This is a genomic window from Haladaptatus sp. W1, from assembly GCF_001723155.1.
Lineage (GTDB): Archaea > Halobacteriota > Halobacteria > Halobacteriales > Haladaptataceae > Haladaptatus > Haladaptatus paucihalophilus.
The window spans coordinates 16,333-35,174 of the sequence record NZ_MEIH01000293.1 but is presented as its reverse complement, the minus strand read 5'-3'; the positions used below and the strand labels follow the sequence as shown (position 1 = coordinate 35,174).

Below are 18,842 nucleotides of genomic sequence, written 5' to 3'. Positions count from 1 at the left end.
CCGATTCCCCCGACAATCGCGGCGGCGACGACGACCGCAACGACCGACCCCGCCAGTATTCCCTTCATCTTCTTCCCCTTGTCTCCCCGAGACGCATACCTTCGGGACGCAGGCGATTCGGTTAGGCGTTGTTGCCGACGCGGCGCGTCAGTCGCCGTTGTCGTCCCCGTAGTCGCGGTTACCGTCCCCGCTGTCGTCGGTGCCGTCTCCATGGTCGCCGCTCCCGTCCCCTTCCCGGTAGACGATTTTCTCGATTACCCGTCGCTCGCCGTCTTCGTACCGGTACACCGTTCCCTCCTCCTCGTCCCGCGTCGTTCGGTGTGTGCCGTCACAGAACGGATACTCCGCGGACAGGCCGCACCGGCAGACGGCGATATCGCCTTTCTCCTCGTCGATGTCGTCCTCGTCGAGTTTGAGTGGACTCCTCGCGTCGTGTCGCACTTCGCGGGCCATACCCCGACGTTGTGGTCGCTGTTACTTCACTCCCGTCGTTGAGTCAGTCGTCTTCCTCTCGCTCGTCCAGCACCGTCTCTTGAATTCGAATCCCCTTCGAAGCGAGATGGCGCAACTGCTGGCGGGCGAACTCCTCCTCGCGGGTGCCGCGCGTCGCCAGCACGTACATCCGAGCGCGTCCGGCGGGGCGCATGGTCCGCCCGGCGCGCTGTGCGCCCTGCCGCCGCGACCCGCCCAACCCGGACGCGACGATGGCGATTTCGGCGTCCGGGAGGTCGATTCCCTCGTCGCCGACGCGCGAAATGACCAAGGTATCCTCCCGGCCGTCGCGGAACGCCTGCAGGTGGCGCTCGCGCTCTGCGTGGCGCATCTGGCCGCTCAGGAACGGCACGTCGAGGACCTCCGCGATTCGATCGCCCTGTTCGAGGTACTCCACGAACACCAGCGCCTTCGAGGTGGGGTGTTCGGCGAGCAGGAACCGAATCTCGTCCAGTTTCGCGGGGTTCGTCGCGGCGATTCGCCGCTTCCCGCGCCCGTCGGCGTTAGCGTACTCGCCGTGATAGGTCTCCTCGTCCCAGCCGACGTACCGGATTTCGACCTCGGGTTCCGCGACGAATCCGGCCTCGAACAGCGCGTCCCAGTCGGTGCCGATGGGCGGGCCGATGAGCGTGAAGATGTCTTTTTCCTTGTCATCTTCCCGGACGGGCGTCGCTGACAATCCCAGTCGGTGCTTCGACTGGAGGTCCGCGCTCCGGCGGAACACCCGCGACGGGATGTGTTGACATTCGTCGTACACGATGAGCCCCCACCGTCGCTGGTCGAACAGCTGGCGGTGGCGGTCCATTCCGGCGGTTTGGTAGGTCGCAATCGTCACCGGGCGGACGTTCTTCTCGCCGCCGTGGTACTCGCCGACCTGCTCCGGCGTGAGGCTGGTGCTGGCCAGCAGTTCGTCGCGCCACTGCCCGGCGAGTTCCCGTCCCGGAACCAGAATCAGGCTCTCGCCGGAGACGGCTTCGAGGACGCCCATCGCGGCCACCGTCTTCCCGCTCCCCGGCGGGCCGACGAGGACGCCGGATTTGAGGTCGACGAACTCCTCGACCCACTCGCGCTGGTAGTCGCGCAAATCGAGGGCGCAGGTGATATCGAGGTCGTCCCCGGTTTCCAAGTCGCGTTCGTCCTGCACGGGGTAGCCCGCCTCGTAGAGGATTCGCTTGACTTCGGCCACCTTATCCTCCGCGACCCAGCTTTCGTCGTCGCCGATGGGCGCGCGGAGGTGGTCCTCGCTCAACTTCTGCCGGGCGACGTTCCCCATCAGGTCGTCGCTCGCGGCTTCGAGGACGACGTAGCCGTCCTCGTGGGTGTAGAGGCGGAACTGCCGCGCGCGCTTCCACTGGGCCTCGATGAATCCCTCCAAATCCGGCGACGGCTCCGGGAGCACCTGCCGGACGGTCCGCATCAGGTTCTCCAGAGAATCGTACGGCGCGGACCAGATGTCCTCTTCCCGAACACGATAGCTGTAGCTCCCCGCCCGCGTCGTGTCGGTGAGGTGGGCGAACTGCGAGAGTTGCGCCCGCGTGAACTGCGCCGGTTGGTCGGCGACGATTTCGCGGCGCTTCGGGAACACCACGATTCGCTCGCGGTCGGCGAGTCGCTCCCACTCGGTCGGGAACCAGACCACGGGGTCGTTCTCCACGTCGAGCCGCGCTACGTCGCGCTCCTCGGCGAGTCGCTCCAGCACGCGGTTGGCGTCCTCGTGCGAACAGTCGAGTGCGCGGGCGACCTCATCGGCGGTGAGCACCGGACGCCCCACGTCCTCGATGGCGTCGTAGAAGTCAGAAATCTCGTACTCGTCGGTCACTGTTCCTCGATTGGACCCCCGACCGAATACCCGTTACGACTCCTCGCGGTCGGGGTCGCCGGAGCCGTCGTAGGCACCCGATTCCCGGAGTTCTCCGCGCTTTTCGAGCACGCTGGGCGTTCGACAGACGCCGCGCGCCCCCGTCGCTTGCGGGACGGTGCAGTTGTTGCAGTTTTCGCACGCGACGGCGGCGTTCGGGCTTTCGAGCAGTCGCGCCGGGAGCCGCGGTTCGGCGTAAAACGGCCGACCCATCCCCACGCCGTCGCACGCGCCCTCGGAGAGCAGTCGGTCGATTTGCGCGCGGGTCCGAATCCCGCCTTCGGCCAGCACGGGCACCGACACGCGCGACGAGACGCGACGGGTGAACGGACGGTTCCACGCCGGGTCGAAGTCGTATTTCAGCGACTGGAGCCAGTTGAGAAGAGCGACGAGCGCGGCGCGCGGCTTGCTCCCGAACGCCTCCCCGTACCCGTCGCGGAACCGCTCGTCGCGCCACGCGCGGGCCGGGAACGCGCCGCGGATGATACTCGCGTCCCAAAACACCGACGCCTGCACCGGAACGAGGGCGTCGAATCCCACGTCGGCCAACCGTTCACAGATGCGGATTCCGTCGGCGAGCGAGAGATGCCGCCGGACGATCGCCGGGGCGGTCGTTTCGGCGGGAACCTTGGTCACGACAGGCACGTCGGGGCCGACGCGCTCCCGAATCTCGTCGTACACGACTTCGAGGAACCTCGTCCGGGCCGTGAGCGACCCGCCAAACTCGTCGTCGCGGCGGTTGTAGAACGGCGAGAGGAACTGCTGGACGATACCCATGTTCGCCCCGGCGATGTGAATTCCGTCGTAGCCCGCTTCGACCGCGTATTCCGACGAGCGACCGAAATCGGCCGCGAGGTCGTACACCTCCGCCGTCGAGAGGATGTGCGGGTCGTAGTCGAGGAAGCCCACTCTATCCAGCAATCGGAGGACGGCGGGAGGCCGCGAGACGGCCAACTGTCGCAACTCGGGATTTTCGGCGCGGTAGCCCGCGTGCCACGTCTCCATGCTTCGCAAGCCGCCGTGTTCGAGTTGGACGAAAATCCGACTCTCGTGGTCGTGTACCGCGTCCGTGAGTCGTGAGAGGCGCGAGACGAACGCGGGGTCGTGAACCCTGGTCATTCCCGGCGCGGCACACCCTCCCTCGCCACGCACGATGGTAGCACCCTGACATATCAGCCCGACGCCCGACTCGGCGGCCGGTTCGAGTTCCCGAAGCAGGGTATCCACCGCGTCTTCGCCGTTGCCTGCGCATTCGAGTAACGGGGCGCGATAGAGTCGGTTCGGAAGTTCGACGCCCCCGATTTCGAGCGGGTCTTCGAGGCGGGCCACGATGTGGTCCGATTCGTCGGATTCGCCCGTAAAGCTTTGCGGCACTCGGGTCCGCGGTCGGTGTACTCGTTCGAAAAAAGCACCGTCGCGGCCGTCCGTCGCTCGCCGGTCAGTTCGTCGCGTGTCGCTCGGTTCGTTATTCGTCGGTCGATTTTTTCGCCTTCTCGGATTCCGCGACGCCGAGGAAGGCGAGTGCCGCACCGAGCATGGCCGCGTTTTTGAGGAAGTGGTTCTCTTCGTTCTGTCGTTCCTGTCCCTCCTGATTCCAGAAGTCGTGGGTGAACGGGGTGACGCCGACTAAGAAACTGATGGCGGCGCTGGCGGCGAGCGCCGGAAGTTTCCACAGGGTGATTCCGACGCCACCGACGAGGAGGAGCCAGTGGGATGCCACGACGGACGTTTCGGGCATCGGGACGCCCTTGGCTTCCGCGTAACCCGCCTGCGCTTCGACGTTCCGGAGCCCGGAAATCCCCATGTACGTGAGAAGACCGCCGTAAATCACTCTGGCCAACCTGAACCCCGTCGATTTCGTTACCGTATCGCTTCCTTCTGCCATGGATACCGCCACGACGAATTATAACTTATAGCTGGTTCCCAAAATATTCGGTTACACTCACGTCGGGGAGTGACACGAGTGTTACCGCCTGCTTCTAATTTTCGTCATTTCCACTTGATGGAACAACCACGAGACGGCATGAATTCCAAGTCCACATCCTCGCCCGACAGCACGCTGTCGATAGCGTCGCGGATGTAGAACTCGGTCGCCTCCGCGTCGGGGTTCAGCGCGTCGTCCAGTCGGCCGTGGTAGGCCAGCGTGAACGTGTCTCCCTCGTTGCGGAGCAAGAACGGGTCCGGTGTGCAGACCGCGCCGTAGGCCTCCGCGACCTCTTGTGACTCGTCGCGGAGGTAGGCGTCGTACCCTATCGTCCCGTCTTCCACTCGCGCTTGCATCGCCTCGAAGGAGTCGTCGGGGTACTCGTCGGCGTCGTTGGGGTTGATACCGACGACGGCCGCGTCGTCGTACTCGTTCGCGAGGTCGTTGAGCAGGTCGAACTTCGCTTGCGCGTAGGGACAGTGGTTGCAGGTGAACACCAGCAACACGGCGTCGTAGTCCGCGAAGTCGCCCAGCGTGTGATATTCTCCGTCCGTGCCGCGGAGTTCGAAGTTCGGAACGGGGTCGTCGCGTCCGATCTTCTCCTCTGACTCTTTCATCACCATATCTCATCATTTCCGCCGACCCCCAAAACACGTTCGCCCGACACGGTTCGGGTTTCCCGGGTCGGTATTCGACGATACCCGCTGCGACTGACGTACTTTCGACGATACCCGCCGCTCCCCGTCCGTTTTCGCCGTTACGACGTCGCTTCCGGCGAATAACAAAGCACCGGCCGCTCGTGCCGGGGGACATGCGACCGTCACGCCCCGCGCGTTCGTCACGACTCGTTCGGTTGTTCGTTTTGCTGCTCGCCGTTTCGCTGGTCTGTGCGTCCGTTCCGGCGTTCGGTGACGCCCCCGATGAGTCGGGTACGTCCATCGACTCCTGTACGACGATTTCGACGCCCGGCCGCTACGTCCTCGCGTCCGACGTCCGAACCGAGACGGCGGAATCCTGCATCGACATCCGCGCCGACGACGTAACGCTCGACGGTCGCGGCCACGTCATCGACGGTCGCAAAACCGACCGACGGAGCGCCGGAAACAGCGGAAATACTGGTCTGTCCGTCCGTGACGCGCGGAACGTCACCGTTCGGAACCTGACGGCGACCGACTGGGAAGTCGGCGTCGGGTTCGCGGGGACGACCGACGGAACGCTTCGGGACGTTCGCGTCGTCGATAACGACCTGTCCGGCGTGCGACTCGCCGACGCGACCGGAACCGACCTGACGAACGTCACGGCGACGACCAACGTGAATCCTCAACGTCGTCCGTTCCCGGGGCCATCGGAGTCCGCGGGAATCTTCGTCGCCGACAGCACCGACACGCGCGTCCTCGATGCGGACCTATCGCGCAACGTCGCCGGATTCGCGTCCGTCCGTTCGACCGGTTCCGTCGTCGTCGATAGCATCGGGCAGTCGAACGAAGTCGGATTCCTCCTCGGCGGGACGAACGGGATCGTCCGCGGAGGCGTGGCCGCCGGGAACAACGTCGCGTTCTTCGCCGACAACGCGAGCGCCAGCACGTTCGCCCGCTCGTTCGCCATCTCGAATCGCGTCGGGTTCGGGGTGGAAAACAGCACGAACGCGACCGTCGCCGACGTGAACGCCAGTTCGGGTCTGCTCGGCGTGAGCGTCGTCGAATCTCGACGAACCACGCTGGACAACGCCACGACGACCGACGAACTCGTCGGCGTCAACTTCCTGGATTCGACCGACGCGGCGGTGACCGACAGCACCGTCACCGGAAGCGGGTTCGTCGGCGTCGGACTGGTCGGGACTTCTCGGGCCCGGATTTCGAACACGACGGTCGCACGCTCGGCGGGCAACGCCTCCATCCCCGGCGCGACGAGTTCGGGCTTCTATCTCAACGACTCCGCCGCTCGTCTCCGCGACGTGACGGCGACGAAAAACGAGAACTGGACCGTGTTCGCCGAACGCGGTTCGTCCCTCGACGCTCAGAACGTCTCGCTCGACGGCACGCGACTGTCCTTCTCGGGGCGGAACGTCGCCCTCGACTCGACCGACCGGCCGGAAGCCCCGCCGAATCGCGCGCCCGTCGGTCGGTCGTTCGTGGTCAGCGGAACGTCGTCCGACTCGACGCTCGATCTTCGAGTGGGGTACGACCCCCGCGCCGTCGCGGCCGCTGGCGTGAACGAGACGACGCTTCGACTGTGGCGATACGACGGCAACTGGTCGAGAGTCGCGGACAGTCGCGTGGTTCGCAACGATTCCGCCGTCACCGCCTCCCTCTCCCGCACGGACCGCTCGGTTGTCACCGCGCTCGGGGAGCGAAACGCGACCGAATCGGTGTCTGGTCGTTACAGCGACAGGTACGGAATCGTCGCCAGTTCGTCGGCGGAGTAGGCGAGCGCGTTCGACTGATTCACTCCCTCGGGCGTCACGAGGTCGATGACGTTCGGGTTCATCGAATCGTCGCGGCCGCCGCCGAAGGTGTAGCCGCCCGCCGTCGCGTTGACGGGGCGAATCCGTCCCGGACTGTAACCGTCCTGTCCGAGGAGGAGCGGCACGAGTTGCATGTCGGTCAAATCGCCGCCGAGGGTGGACTTCGGCAGTTCGAGCTTGACCGCATCGACCGACTCGTAGCCCGTTATCGTCACGTCGCGCGTGAGATCGCTCCCGTCTCCCGCTTCGACGCGCGCCGGAACGAACCCTTCCGCGACGACGCGGTACTGGTACGGCGCTTCGAAGGTCGCGTTGACGCCCTCGCGGGCGTCCGTCGTCCCGCCCGAGGCGTCGGGGTCGCGGAGGTACACCTGAATCGTCTGCAAAGATAGCTCGTTGCCGCCCCACGGGTTCGTCAACTCGCCCGCGAGCCGGAGCAGGAACTGGTAGGCGTCGTCGGTTTCGTAGACGCCGAACGAGTCGATGTCGAACGCGCCGTCCACGAACTCGCCCGAGGTCGGGTAGGTGTAGGAACCCGGCCCCGCGTCGTCGCCCGCCGGGTCGTCCCACGTCGCAACCTCGTCGCCGACGTCGACGTACGCCACCGTCTTCCGGCGCACAGTCGTTCCCGTCTCCGCGAGGGAATCGCCGTCGGTCGCGGCCGCGACCGTGATGCCGCTCTCGCCGTCGCCGACCTCGACGGCGACGCTGAACGCGCCGCCGTCGCGCACGATGGTCTGGCTCGGCGTCTTCACGACGACCGTCGCGCCGTCCGTTTCGCCCGAGACCGTGACGGTCCGTCGCGTGACCGGCGACGACGGGAACTCGACCGAGAGGGCCGGTCCGTCGGGGACTTCGCCGTCCGCGTAGCGCCCCTCGACGAACGCGGGCGTCTCGACCGGCTTTCCGGCCTCGATGCCGTAGGCCAGTCGGACGAACTGCGCCATGCTCCACGACAGCGGGGTCGCGGAGCCGGTCCCTTCGCCGAACTCCCACCCGTAGGCGGTCGAATCGGGTCGGTCCCACACCTGCTCGGGAATCATCCGCCCGGAGTTGGCGAACCCGGCCATCGTCGTGAGCATCGATGCGGGGTCGTACTCGCAGTCGCATCCCGTGAGGAGTTCGTACTCGCCGCGCTCACCGGTGAAGATGGGCCAGAGGCGACCCTGCCCCTCGTTGTCGAGCGACCACGGGCCGCCCTCGCGGTAGTCGTCGCTCGCGTTTTCACCCTGCTCGCCGTAGCCGTCGTCGTTGTAGCGGTAGAACGCCGGACCGTGCGGCGTCTCGACCTCGATGGTGTCGTCCACGACGGCGAGCGAGTTCCGAATCGTCGGGTCGTCCCACGGCTTGACGCCGAGGCGGACGAGTTCGAGGAAGCCCGCGTCGATAACGTTCCGCTCGTCCAGCGTCGGCCCGCCGTTGTTGATGCTCCGCGGCGCGCCGTCGTCCGGGTCCTTGTCGTCGTTGATGCGGAAGTAGTACGGCGTCCGCGTGTGCTCATCGGTGCCTGTCGTCGTCGCCATCCACGCTTCCGTCTTCGCCTGCCAGCGGTCGGCCAGCGCGAGATAGACGAGCGCGTCGGCGTCCTCGCCCTCCTCGTCGGCGATGGCCGCGGCGCAGGCGAGTCCGGCGATTTCGGCGGCCGTCGTGCTCGGCGAGTAACCCGACTCCTCCTCCCAGCGTTCCTGTCCGGTGGCGGGTCCGTGACCGACGACGTAATCCGCCGAGAGGCGGACGTTCTCGTAGTCGTAGCCCACGTCGTCGAACCCGATGTCGTGGCGTTCGCGCAGTTGATACGCCATGATTTGGGGGAACGAGATGTTGTCCATCTGCTCGCCGCCCCAGCGCGTCCGGCCGTCGAGGAACGTGTTCTGCGGCAGGAAGCCCGCGTCGTCCTGCTGATACTCGTACAGGTACTCGACGGCGGCGACGGCGCTCTCCACGTCGCCCATGGCCGAGAGCGCGGTGAACGCCTGATAGAGGTCGCGCGACCAGACGAAGTTGTACCCGTAGTCGGACGGTTCGTTCGCAACTACGGCCTCGCCCCACGGGACGCTCGGACTGGCGACGCCCGCACCGCGGAACCGCTTCGACTCGGCGGCTTTCAGCGCCATCGCGCTGGCGTCGAACTGCCGTCGAAGCTCTTCGTTCCCTCGAACGCTTTTCGGAACGGTGACTCCCTTCAGGTACTCTCGCCACGACTTCGCGTAACGTGCGCGGACCTTCCCGAACGGCGAGGAGAGTGCCGCTTTCGCCTCCTCGTACGCGCTCGTTTCGTCCGCGTTCTCGGCGAAGCCGAACGCGATTGTCCCGTTCACGCCGTCCGTCTTCCGCCCGAGCCGTCCGACGAGCGCGACGTTTCCGGCCGCCTCGTCGTAGCTCGTCTCGGCCGTTCCATCCGTGAGCAGCGGCGAGAGGCTGTCGCCCCCCACGACGTCCACCGTCGTCCAGTCGAAGCCGCCGTCCGCGGCGAGCGCCCCGGCGACGTTGTAGGGGTTCCCGTCCGCGTCGAGGATGACCGCGTTCCCGTCGTTGTCAGTCGTGTCGTGGCCCGACAGGTAGGACTCGCCGCCATTCTCCTTGGCGTGTGCAACGTCGCCCATCCCGCTGTTCGAGAACGCCGTGTCGGCGAGGGCGTACACGTCGTACTTCGCTCCGCCCCCGTCGAACTTCACGTCGGCGAGGAACGCGTCGTGGTCGGGATGCGCCGCGTACTCCACGACGAGTTTCCAATCCCGGCCGTCGGTCGCGGTTATGGTCTGTCGGAAGGAGAGCGAACCGTCGTCCGCCATCTCGGTCGTCCGCTCGACGCCCTCCTCCTCGTCGTCCAAGCGGGAGACGTTGAACGAGCGGGCGACGTAGCCGTCCGCCGGGTCTGCCACGACGAAATCGAGCGTTCGGAGGTTGATGTAGTCGATTCGCGGGAATCGAGCCTCGGTCAGTGCGCCCTCGGTGAGGGTGAACCAGACCCGCGAAGGGTCGTCGGAACCGTGGTCGGCGACAGTGCCGACGCCGTACTTCTCGCCTGTCGTCCAGTGGGCGTCGCTGCCGCCGGTCGGTCGCTCGCCCGCCGCGACGGGGGCCGTCATCGCTCCGGCCACACCTGCTCCCAAGAGTGCCAGCGCGCTCCGCCTCGTGATGTCGAATGTATTCTCGCGCACCTCTGGAAGTAAGATGATTAGTTACTTCATACTTTTCCAACGATGGTTATCTATGTATTCTGAGCGTTTTATCGCCGAATCTCGTCCGGCGGGCCGCCCGCTAACCGCTCGCGGTCGTGGTCCGCATCGAAGTCGAGATCCGGGCCGACGGGGACGATTCCGGTCGGGTTGATGTCCGCGTGGCTTCGGTAGTAGTGTTCCTTGATGTGGTCCATTCGAACCGTCTCGGCAACGTCGGGTAGCTGTGCCAACTCCTTCAGGTAGTTCCAGAGGTTCGGGTAGTCCGTGATTCGGTGGACGTTGCACTTGAAGTGCGTCGCGTACACCGCGTCGAAGCGCACGAGCGTCGTGAACAGGCAGAGGTCGGCCTCGGTCAGTTCCGGCCCGCAGAGGTAGCGCCGGTCGGCGAGTACCTCCTCCCAGCGGTCGAGCGCGTCGAACAGGTCGGACACGGCCGCTTCGTAGGCGGTCTGGGTCTCCGCGAACCCCGCACGGTACACGCCGTTGTTGATGGGGTCGTAGATCGCCTCGATGGTCTCGTCCACTTCCTCGCGGTACGTCTCGGGGTAGAGGGTCACGTCGCGGTCCGCGATGTCGTCGAACGCGGTGTCGAACATCCGCATTATCTCCGCCGACTCGTTGTTGACGACGGTTTCGCGCTCCTCGTCCCAGAGGACGGGCACCGTCACGCGTCCGGTAAACTCGGGGTCGGCCTTCACGTACACCTCTCGGAGGTACTCCGCCCCGTTCGCGTTGTCCGCGGTGCAGCCGGGCCGGTCGGGCGAGAACTCCCAGCCGTCGTTCTGCCGGTGTGGGTCCACGACCGACACCGAGATGTGGTCTTCGAGTCCCTTCAGCGACCGCACGAGGAGCGTCCGGTGTGCCCACGGGCAGGCGTAGGAGATGTACAGGTGATAGCGACCCGACTCCGCCGGAAACTCGCTCTCCGGGTCGTCCTCGACCCACTCGCGGAACGACGTCGTTTGTCGCTCGAACTCACCCTCCTCGTTCGTGCTCTCGTACGCGTCGGTCCGCCACTCGCCGTCCACGAGCATGTTCATGCCAGTGGATTGGGTTCTCCCAGCCTTAGGACTGAGGCTCCCCCACGTTCCTTCCGGGTTCGGTCGGGATTTCGTCGAAGGGATGGGTCGGAGAGTAATCCTCCCGACCCATTCGAAGGGTATCTTCCTGTCCAATTAGAAATCTCTCTGCATTTCTGTCTAGATGTCTTTCTGTATATCTATCCAGAAATCCCTCCTCTTCGCGTTCGTCGCCGTCGAGTCGGTCCTCGTCTTCCGCTCTATTTCCGACCCGTTCGAATCGAACGCGTCCGTCGCACCCGACTGAGCGATTTCCGGACGCCCCACGATTCCTCACGAATTTATATCTGTAATAGGAAATATAGGGTGTATATATTCTCCGGCGTTCGTAGTTCATTCGAAGCATGACCGACCAGACCATCAACGAGGGATTGGAGAACGTCATCGTCGCGGAAACCCGACGCAGCTACATCGACGGCGACGCCGGTGAACTGGTCATCGCCGGGTATCCGCTCGCGGAACTCGCCGAGCACGCGACGTTCGAGGAGACTGTCTTCCTCCTGTGGAACGACCGCCTGCCGACCGCCGAGGAGTTGGCGTCCTTCCGCACCGACCTCGCCGCCTACCGCGACCTCTCGGATGCGACGCTTGACTTGCTCCGGGCGGCCGCGGCGGACGACGCCGACCCGATGGACGCGCTTCGGATGGGCGTCGCGGCCGCGACGCTCGACCACGAAACGGACGGCCCCGAGGACGAAGCCCGCCTCCTCGTCGCGCAACTGCCGACCATCGTGGCGGCCTACTGGCGACTCCGAAGCGGGAACGAACCGGTCGCCCCCGACGGCGACCTCTCGCACGCCGCGAACTACCTCTACATGCTCACCGGGGAGAAACCGACCGACGCCGAGACGCGCGGTCTCGAAACCTATCTCAACTCCGTCGTGGACCACGGCCTCAACGCCTCGACGTTCAGCGGACGAGCCATCGTCTCGACGGAAACGGACCTCGTGTCGGCAGTTACGGGCGCGGTCGGCGCGCTCAAGGGGCCGCTCCACGGGGGCGCGCCCGGCCCGGTTCTCGACATGCTCCTCGACATCCACGACTCGGGCGACGCGGCGGGCTACGTCGAGGAGAAACTCGACGAAGGAGAGCGAATAATGGGCTTCGGCCACCGAGTCTACAACGTCCGCGACCCGCGGGCCGCCGTGCTCTCGTCGGCCGCCGAATCCTTCTACGAGTCGGGCGGCGAGCGCGCGTTCTTCGAGACGGCGAAGACGGTCGAGACGACCACGACCGACCTGCTCGCGGAACGCAGGCCCGACCTCAGTCTGGCGACGAACGTCGAATTCTACACGGCCGTCCTCCTCCACGGTATCGGGATTCCGTCGGAACTGTTCACGACGACGTTCGCCATCGCCCGCGTCGGCGGATGGACCGCACACTGTCTGGAACAGCTCGACGACAACCGCATCATCCGGCCGCGTTCCGCCTACGTCGGCGGGGAAAATCGGGAGTGGCAGCCGGTCGAGGAGCGGTAGTCGGAAAGTGACAATCGGGAATTACTCTACTCTGGAACTGCTCGTTACCCCTACTCACCCGACGAATCCGTCGGCCGCGGCAGGGCAACGAACGAGAGCCGTTCGATGGCGTACGGGTCGTAGACGGACTGATGACACGGACAGTAAATGTCGTTTTGCGCGTTGAACTTCGCGCTCCCCGGGTCGGCCTTGAACAGCGGCACACAGCAGAAGTGCGTACACTTGTCGAGGATGGCGATGAACCCCTCCTGCGTGCTCGCCTGTAACCACTGGTTGTTCTTCGCTTTCTCCTCTATCGCCGCGCTCCTGATTATCTGGACGGGAATCGTCCCGCTCGCTTCCACGTCCTGTGACCGCCACGTCGCGGAGGCGGGTTTTCCGAGCCCGGATTTTCCGATGTCGTTCCCCCACGTCCTGTAGTCGTCGAAGTCGTCGATATTGACCTTATCCCCCGCGGAAACCGATTCTGATTGCCACGTGTACTGCGAGGACGTGTAGCGGAAGTAGTTGTCCTGTTCCGCGTCCGGTTGGATGCCGGGATACGTCTGGACGCCACAGTATTGGAACCACTGGGAGGAGTACGTGATTCCCCCCATCTGTTGTTCGGCGATGGTGACGGTGTTGCCGTTTCGTTCGACCTGCTTCACCTCGGGCCACACGCCTCTCAGGTCTCCGTTGCTATCGAGTTCGACCGGAATTTGGGGCATCCCCCGCGGTGCGGGTCCGGCGATGTTCTCGACGCCGTAGTATTCGACGGTCCCGCCACCCGCTCCGGAGGGCGACGTCGCGGTTTTCATCATCGCCGCCGTTCCCGTTCCGATACCGGCCAACGCCGCACTGCCGACGACTCCTTTCACGAACCGTCGGCGCGAGGACTCTTCCGGATATTTGTCGGTGTCTGCGTCGGGCATCGTATTTTCACCTGCGTGTCGCTCACCCCGTCAGGGCCGGTGGACGAGCGGCTCACGCGATGGCGTCGCTAGGTCCCTCTCTTCCTTTGTTATTTGTTGCCAATCGAACGGCTGCCGGTGCTTACCCCCTGACGGTTCCGGGTAAGTGTTCGTTTTCTGCTACATCGTCATAATCTCGAAACCATCCTTTGCCATACACGTTCTCAGACTGCTCACGTCACGGTCCGTTTCACCTATTTCCGCCCGAATCGGGTCGCCGCTCCCTTGCGATTCGTTCCGTTCACGCCCAATAGAGATATATGTGCGTTCCCGCGATCATGTACTAGGGTATGACTCTCAGTCCACCGAAGCGGATATCGACCGGTGTGCCCGGACTGGACGAGATAGTGCACGGCGGACTCATTCCGGGACGGAGCTATCTCGTTCGAGGCGATCCGGGAACGGGGAAGACGATTCTCGGCATGAAGTATCTCACCGCGAGTCTCGACGCGGGCGAGACGGTGTTGTTTGTCAATTTGGAGGAATCGGAATCTGACATTCGACAGAACGCGGCGACGCTGGGTATCGACCTCGACGACGTGCACTTCCTCGATTTGAGTCCCGATTCGGACGTGTTCGTCGACGACCAGTCCTACGATATCTTCTCTCCGAGCGAAGTCGAACAGGAACCGCTCACGCAGGCGATAACCGAGCGCGTCGAAACCATACAGCCGGATCGGGTGTTCATCGACCCCCTCACGAAACTCCGACACCTGACCTCGGGTGAGTACCAGTTCCGAAAGCAGGTCATCGCGTTCATGCGCTACCTGAAAGAGCAGGGCGCGACCGTTCTCGTCACGTCGGAAAACACGGAGAACTCGCCGGACGACGACCTCCAGTACATGACGGACGGTACTATCGAACTCGAACGGTCGGAACGCGGTCGCACCATCAACGTGCCGAAGTTCCGCGGCTCGTCGATTCGAGAGGGGAGACATTCGATGCGAATCGAGGCGGGCGGTCTCGCCGTCTATCCCGAACTCACGACGAGCAAGTCCGACGGCGAGTACGTCGCCGAACCCATCCCGTCGGGCGTCTCCGAAATCGACGAACTGCTGCACGGCGGTATCGAGCGCGGCACGGTGTCCGTCATCAGCGGTCCGACCGGCGTCGGGAAGACGACGGCCGGAACGCAGTTCATGAAGGAGGCCGCGAATCGCGGCGAGCGGTCGATAATCTACATGTTCGAGGAATCGACCGAGACGTTCATGCAACGGAACAAATCCGTCGGCATCCCGGTCGAAGAGATGATGGCGGAAGGGACACTTTCGGTCGAAGAGGTCGAACCCCTCGACCACTCGGCGATGGAGTTCGCCAGAAAGGTGCGCCACGAAGTGGAGGACAACGACATCAGCATCGTGATGATAGACGGTCTACAGGGGTACAAGCTGTCGGTCCAAAGCGAGGACAACGAGACGCTGGTCCGAAAGCTCCACACCCTCTCGCGCTACCTGAAGAGCATGGGCGTCACCGTCATCCTCGTGGACGAAATCGGCACCGTGACCGGTGAATTCCGCGCGACCGAGGCCGGTATCAGTTATCTCGCCGACACCCTCGTCTTCCTTCGCCACCTCGAAATCTCCGGCGAGATGCGCAAGGCCATCGGCGTGCTGAAGAAACGAACCAGCGATTTCGAGCGCACCCTCCGCGAGTTCCGCATCACCGAACACGGCGTCGAAGTCGGGAAACCGCTCACCGGTCTTCGCGGCGTCCTCTCGGGCGCTCCCGAGTGGGTCGAATCCGCGCCGGACCTCGACGATGAATGACCGCTTCGTCATCCGTGCTCGTCCTGAGTAAGAACGAGCGCAACCTCTCGCTCCTCGCCGACCTCGTTTCCGAGGAGGGTTGTGAGGCGACCACCGTCACGTCCGTCGCGGAGTTCGACACCGTGCTCCGAGACGAGGCGTCGATAGCCGTTGCCGTCCTCGATACGGAGGGGTACACCGCAGACCTCTGGAAACGGTGTGACGACCTCCACGAGCGTGGGGTTCCGATGGTCGTTCTCACACCCGAGACGCCGCCGCGCCTCCGGCGCGAAGCCATCAGCCGCGGGGTTCGCTCCATCCTCGAAAAGCCGGTCGATACCGCCGATTTGCGCGCGACGATTCGCGGCATGCTCAGCGCCGAGTAAGCTTCGGTCATGTTTTCATTCACAGAACTGACAATTTTCGTCCGCGAGAGACAACGCATTTAACGCTCTCGTGGTATCCTTCGGTCGATGCGAATCGAGAACAGTTTCATTCCCGTCCGCGGGGTGGGCGAGAAGACGGAACGGAAACTGTGGCGAAACGGCGTCACACACTGGGACGAGTTCGACCCGTCGCACGTTGGGGACGCCACCGGCGACCGAATCGAGTCGTTCATCGCCACCGCGAGCGAGCACTTGGACGACGGAAACTCCGCCTTTTTCGCGTCCGCCTTCCCCAGCGGCGAGGGGTGGCGGTTGTACGAGAACTTCCGCTCTTCCACCTGCTTTTTCGACATCGAGACGACCGGGCTGAGCCACCACTCCAGCGTCGTCACCACGGTCAGCCTCCACCGCGACGGCGAGACGAAGACGCTCGTCCGCGGCGACGATTTGACCGCGGACGCCCTTCGGCGCGAACTCGGCGAGTCGGACCTGATTGTCTCGTTCAACGGCAAGCGCTTCGACCAGCCGTTCCTCGAACACGAGTTCGACCTGTCGCTCGACACGCCCCACGTTGATTTGATGTACGTCTGCAAGCGCCTCGGTCTCACCGGCGGCCTCAGCGCGGTGGAGTCCGACCTCGACATCAGTCGCGGCGGCATGGACATCGGCGGCGAGGACGCGGTTCGACTCTGGCACCAGTACGAAGCGGGTGACGAGGACGCCCTCGACATCCTCGTCCGGTACAACCAGTACGACACGCAAAACCTGGAGACGATTCTCGATTACGCCTGCGAGACGCTCCACGACGACGTGTTCGCGCGACACCTCCCCTGACGCGATTCCGACACGAGTTCCGCTCCGTCTCGACACGCTTTTGACTTTTTTAGCTCCGTGTAATCGGTTTCTAGTTTCGCTCGCTCGTATTTCCAGTGTGGCGCGCGCTGGCGAGGCGGTCCGGCCGAACGCTGGCCGGACTGCCTCGGTGAAGTTGCGCGAGGGATGAGGCTTGCGAGACGCGTCGCGTCTCGCTGACCTGCGGCCGCGGCCCGCAGGTATCGGAGGCCGGAGTTCCCCGAGTGAGTGAAGTCCTCGTGAGTGAAACGAGCGAGGGCAGGGAAGACGCGGTTTGTCTTCCCGTGCGAGCGAGGGGGAGCACGAAAGAGCTCTGCTCTTTCGGAGGCCGAGAAACGCAATCGGTTGGGGAGGGTGTGGCTGTTGCGATGCTGTGCGGTTGCTGTATCTAGGTGGGACTCCTCTTCGGTGGTTGAATTCCTTGTAAAAACAAAATCATCTCGTAGCGATTGCAATCACACCGAAACCACCGGCTGTTCGTAGCGACTGCACCAAACATCCGTTTCCCGGTCTCGAATGCGAACTCTTGATTACGGACTCGTCGCTATCCGGTCCTCGAAGAGCGCGTCCAAATCGGGTTACTCGACCAGTTCGTACTCGTCGCCGACGCGCTCGACGTATCCCGCTTCCGCGAGATGTCTGAGGTGGGCGTAGGATTCGCCGGGGCCGTGGAGGAGGTGGATGCCGTCGAGGTCGCCGAACAGGTGGGAACCCACGGTCCACGGGTCGGTCGGGCCGTGTCGTTCCAGCATGTCGGTGACGTCACCGGCGCGGTCGCGGTGGTGGTCCCGAATCTTGCGGGCGCGCTCCGTCGGTTCGAGCGGGTCGCCGTGGCCGGGCCAGGCGCGGTCGTAGGACTCCCCGACGACGTGCGACAGCGTATCGAGGTACGCCGCAAGCGGGTTTTCGAGGCGGACGTCCGCGCCGCCGACGTTGGGTGTGTAGTTTTCGAGGAGGGAGTCGCCACAGAAGAGTTCGCGGCCGGAGTCGCCGTCGAAGGCGGACCCCGCGAGACCGGCGGTGTGGCCGGGGAGGTGGACGGCTTCGAGTTCGACGTCGCCGCAGTCGAAGCGGTCGCCCGCGGAAAACGGTTCGACGGTCGGTTCGGGACCGTCGAGGCGACCGATTTTCCGCGCGTGCTGGAACACCAGGTCCTGGATGTGCTCGGGGAGGCCCCACTCGTCGAGGAGGCGCTGTTGGCGGGTTTCGATGGCGTCCCACGCCGACTCGTCTTGGGCGACGAGCGCCGCGTCGTCCTCGTGGACGAAGACGGTGGCGTCGCTTCGCGCTTGGACGGTTCCCGCGAGTCCGGCGTGGTCGGTGTGCCAATGGGTGACGAGCACGCGGTCCACGTCGCCGACCGAACAGCCGTAGTCGGCCAATCCCGACTCTAGTGAATCGAGCGTTTCGGACTTTCGCACGCTCGTGTCGATGAGTGTCGTGGGAGCATCGGTATCGGTACCGAGGAGGTAAACGCTGTTTTCTCCCTCGAACTCCGAGTTTTCGAGTCGAATTCGGTTCTCACCTGTTTTCGAGCATCACCACTCATTATATTTTTTATATTTCTTTCGATAACGAGTGTCGTCCGTCGGCGTGTCGAACGTCGGAGCGGTACTCGTTACTCGTCGTCCGTGAGGAGCTGGGCGAGTGACAGCGCCGTAAACGACGCGACGATGAGGACGTCCCAAATGAGGTTGGGGACGAAGGAAACGGGTGGGACGCCGAGCCACGCCGCCGCCACGACGGCGATTCCGACCACGGTGGCAACTCGGTAGTAGCGCAACCACGGGATTTCGTCGTCGCTCGATTCGCTCTCTTTCGTTTCGACTTCGTAGGCGGATTCGTTCGCCGTGTCGAGATACGGATCGAACTGGTCGGCCAGCGGTCCGCGTTCGACGATGCCGCGGCTCTTGTTGTAGCGGATGATTCCCTCGCTTTCGAGCTTCGGCAGGTGAGATTGATACAGCGCGATGTAGACGCGCTGGCGTTCGTCCGAGGTAAGCGCCTGCACGGTCGTGTCGTTTTCCCACGCGGCGACCTGTTCTGCCAAATCGCGCATCTCGACCGTGCCGCCGGTCTCCTTCAGGAACCGAAGCGCGTCCCGACGTCGCTGTGTCTGGAGAATATGAAATATCTTGTCGCGGGAGAGCGGTTCGACGGACTCCTCCGTGGCGTGTTCGAACCCGTCTCCCGCGGTCGAGTCGGAACTGACGCTCATCGTTTCGTCCCTTGGTATGCGTCGCTTTCCACTCGATTTCGAGTGCCCGGTTGGGGATTCTCGTCGTTACTTCGCACCGAGACTGTCGGTCGTCTCGGTAATCGGTCGTTTCGTTGCTCGCGTGCCATGTAGTTCAATATCTCTTGTTGATTTTAAAAAGGTATTGGGTCTACGACGATGATAAAGGTCTCATTTATCTTCTGGCCGCTCGTTG

Annotated in this window: 16 protein-coding genes; 6 read left to right on the top strand and 10 right to left on the bottom strand. The window is 64.1% G+C overall.

The annotated features are described in order from the left end of the window. Positions 1–147 precede the first annotated feature (147 nt). From BG842_RS14270 to BG842_RS14250, 5 genes are all read right to left on the bottom strand, one after another. Positions 148–453 (bottom strand): CDGSH iron-sulfur domain-containing protein, encoded by a 306-nt coding sequence (locus tag BG842_RS14270; RefSeq protein WP_069451248.1) that lies wholly within the window; start codon positions 451–453, stop codon positions 148–150. Positions 454–496: 43 nt separating this feature from the next. Then, positions 497–2,311, bottom strand: coding sequence for a DEAD/DEAH box helicase (locus BG842_RS14265; RefSeq protein ID WP_069451247.1), 1,815 nt, complete (start codon positions 2,309–2,311; stop codon positions 497–499). A gap of 33 nt (positions 2,312–2,344) precedes the next feature. Continuing rightward, positions 2,345–3,679, bottom strand: a complete 1,335-nt coding sequence (locus BG842_RS14260; protein WP_069451292.1) for a tRNA-dihydrouridine synthase — start codon at positions 3,677–3,679, stop codon at positions 2,345–2,347. Between the two features lie 136 nt (positions 3,680–3,815). After that, positions 3,816–4,235, bottom strand: a complete 420-nt coding sequence (locus BG842_RS14255) for a DoxX family protein (protein WP_007982101.1) — start codon at positions 4,233–4,235, stop codon at positions 3,816–3,818. Between the two features lie 104 nt (positions 4,236–4,339). After that, positions 4,340–4,897, bottom strand: a complete 558-nt coding sequence (locus BG842_RS14250) for a thioredoxin family protein (RefSeq protein ID WP_069451246.1) — start codon at positions 4,895–4,897, stop codon at positions 4,340–4,342. Between the two features lie 188 nt (positions 4,898–5,085). On the opposite strand from BG842_RS14250, the gene BG842_RS14245 reads away from it, so the two are divergent. Then, a complete protein-coding gene (locus tag BG842_RS14245) occupies positions 5,086–6,699 on the top strand; it encodes a right-handed parallel beta-helix repeat-containing protein (RefSeq protein ID WP_069451245.1) in 1,614 nt (537 codons plus the stop codon). Here BG842_RS14245 and BG842_RS14240 read toward each other — a convergent pair. After that, the gene (locus BG842_RS14240; protein WP_254663176.1) at positions 6,654–9,899 is read right to left on the bottom strand and encodes a glucodextranase DOMON-like domain-containing protein; all 3,246 of its coding nucleotides are present in this window, start codon (positions 9,897–9,899) and stop codon (positions 6,654–6,656) included. The genes BG842_RS14245 and BG842_RS14240 overlap by 46 nt on opposite strands. Positions 9,900–9,967: 68 nt before the next feature. Then, entirely contained in the window at positions 9,968–10,960 is a 993-nt protein-coding gene (locus BG842_RS14235; protein ID WP_069451243.1) for a glutathione S-transferase family protein, read from the bottom strand. 163 nt (positions 10,961–11,123) lie between these two features. On the opposite strand from BG842_RS14235, the gene BG842_RS32550 reads away from it, so the two are divergent. Together BG842_RS32550 and BG842_RS14230 are read left to right on the top strand one after the other, a co-directional pair. After that, complete coding sequence (locus tag BG842_RS32550) at positions 11,124–11,246, top strand: hypothetical protein (RefSeq protein WP_256388533.1); 123 nt, start codon at positions 11,124–11,126, stop codon at positions 11,244–11,246. A gap of 97 nt (positions 11,247–11,343) precedes the next feature. Further along, entirely contained in the window at positions 11,344–12,477 is a 1,134-nt protein-coding gene (locus tag BG842_RS14230) for a citrate synthase (protein ID WP_069451242.1), read from the top strand. Between the two features lie 50 nt (positions 12,478–12,527). On the opposite strand, the gene BG842_RS14225 is transcribed toward BG842_RS14230, so the two are convergent. After that, on the bottom strand, positions 12,528–13,388 hold the full coding sequence (locus BG842_RS14225; protein WP_069451241.1) for a Rieske 2Fe-2S domain-containing protein: 861 nt from the start codon (positions 13,386–13,388) through the stop codon (positions 12,528–12,530). A gap of 329 nt (positions 13,389–13,717) precedes the next feature. Between BG842_RS14225 and BG842_RS14220 the strand changes: the two genes are divergently transcribed. From BG842_RS14220 to BG842_RS14210, 3 genes are all read left to right on the top strand, one after another. After that, complete coding sequence (locus tag BG842_RS14220) at positions 13,718–15,193, top strand: ATPase domain-containing protein (RefSeq protein ID WP_069451240.1); 1,476 nt, start codon at positions 13,718–13,720, stop codon at positions 15,191–15,193. Beyond that, positions 15,190–15,558 (top strand): response regulator, encoded by a 369-nt coding sequence (locus BG842_RS14215; RefSeq protein WP_069451239.1) that lies wholly within the window; start codon positions 15,190–15,192, stop codon positions 15,556–15,558. The genes BG842_RS14220 and BG842_RS14215 overlap by 4 nt, the downstream gene beginning before the upstream one ends. 87 nt (positions 15,559–15,645) lie before the next feature. Next, a complete protein-coding gene (locus tag BG842_RS14210; RefSeq protein ID WP_069451238.1) occupies positions 15,646–16,392 on the top strand; it encodes a ribonuclease H-like domain-containing protein in 747 nt (248 codons plus the stop codon). Positions 16,393–16,988: 596 nt separating this feature from the next. Here BG842_RS14210 and BG842_RS14205 read toward each other — a convergent pair. Next, a complete protein-coding gene (locus BG842_RS14205; protein WP_069451237.1) occupies positions 16,989–17,924 on the bottom strand; it encodes an MBL fold metallo-hydrolase in 936 nt (311 codons plus the stop codon). 104 nt (positions 17,925–18,028) lie between these two features. Further along, positions 18,029–18,628, bottom strand: a complete 600-nt coding sequence (locus BG842_RS14200; protein WP_069451236.1) for a hypothetical protein — start codon at positions 18,626–18,628, stop codon at positions 18,029–18,031. Positions 18,629–18,842: the final 214 nt, after the last annotated feature.

Coding starts and splice junctions, on each gene's coding strand:
- BG842_RS14270 (WP_069451248.1), bottom strand. CDS start 453: ATGGCCCGCGAAGTGCGACACGACGCGAGGAGTCCACTCAAACTCGAC.
- BG842_RS14255 (WP_007982101.1), bottom strand. CDS start 4,235: ATGGCAGAAGGAAGCGATACGGTAACGAAATCGACGGGGTTCAGGTTG.
- BG842_RS14250 (WP_069451246.1), bottom strand. CDS start 4,897: ATGGTGATGAAAGAGTCAGAGGAGAAGATCGGACGCGACGACCCCGTT.
- BG842_RS14245 (WP_069451245.1), top strand. CDS start 5,086: ATGCGACCGTCACGCCCCGCGCGTTCGTCACGACTCGTTCGGTTGTTC.
- BG842_RS14235 (WP_069451243.1), bottom strand. CDS start 10,960: ATGAACATGCTCGTGGACGGCGAGTGGCGGACCGACGCGTACGAGAGC.
- BG842_RS32550 (WP_256388533.1), top strand. CDS start 11,124: ATGTCTTTCTGTATATCTATCCAGAAATCCCTCCTCTTCGCGTTCGTC.
- BG842_RS14230 (WP_069451242.1), top strand. CDS start 11,344: ATGACCGACCAGACCATCAACGAGGGATTGGAGAACGTCATCGTCGCG.
- BG842_RS14225 (WP_069451241.1), bottom strand. CDS start 13,388: ATGCCCGACGCAGACACCGACAAATATCCGGAAGAGTCCTCGCGCCGA.
- BG842_RS14220 (WP_069451240.1), top strand. CDS start 13,718: ATGACTCTCAGTCCACCGAAGCGGATATCGACCGGTGTGCCCGGACTG.
- BG842_RS14215 (WP_069451239.1), top strand. CDS start 15,190: ATGACCGCTTCGTCATCCGTGCTCGTCCTGAGTAAGAACGAGCGCAAC.
- BG842_RS14210 (WP_069451238.1), top strand. CDS start 15,646: ATGCGAATCGAGAACAGTTTCATTCCCGTCCGCGGGGTGGGCGAGAAG.
- BG842_RS14200 (WP_069451236.1), bottom strand. CDS start 18,628: ATGAGCGTCAGTTCCGACTCGACCGCGGGAGACGGGTTCGAACACGCC.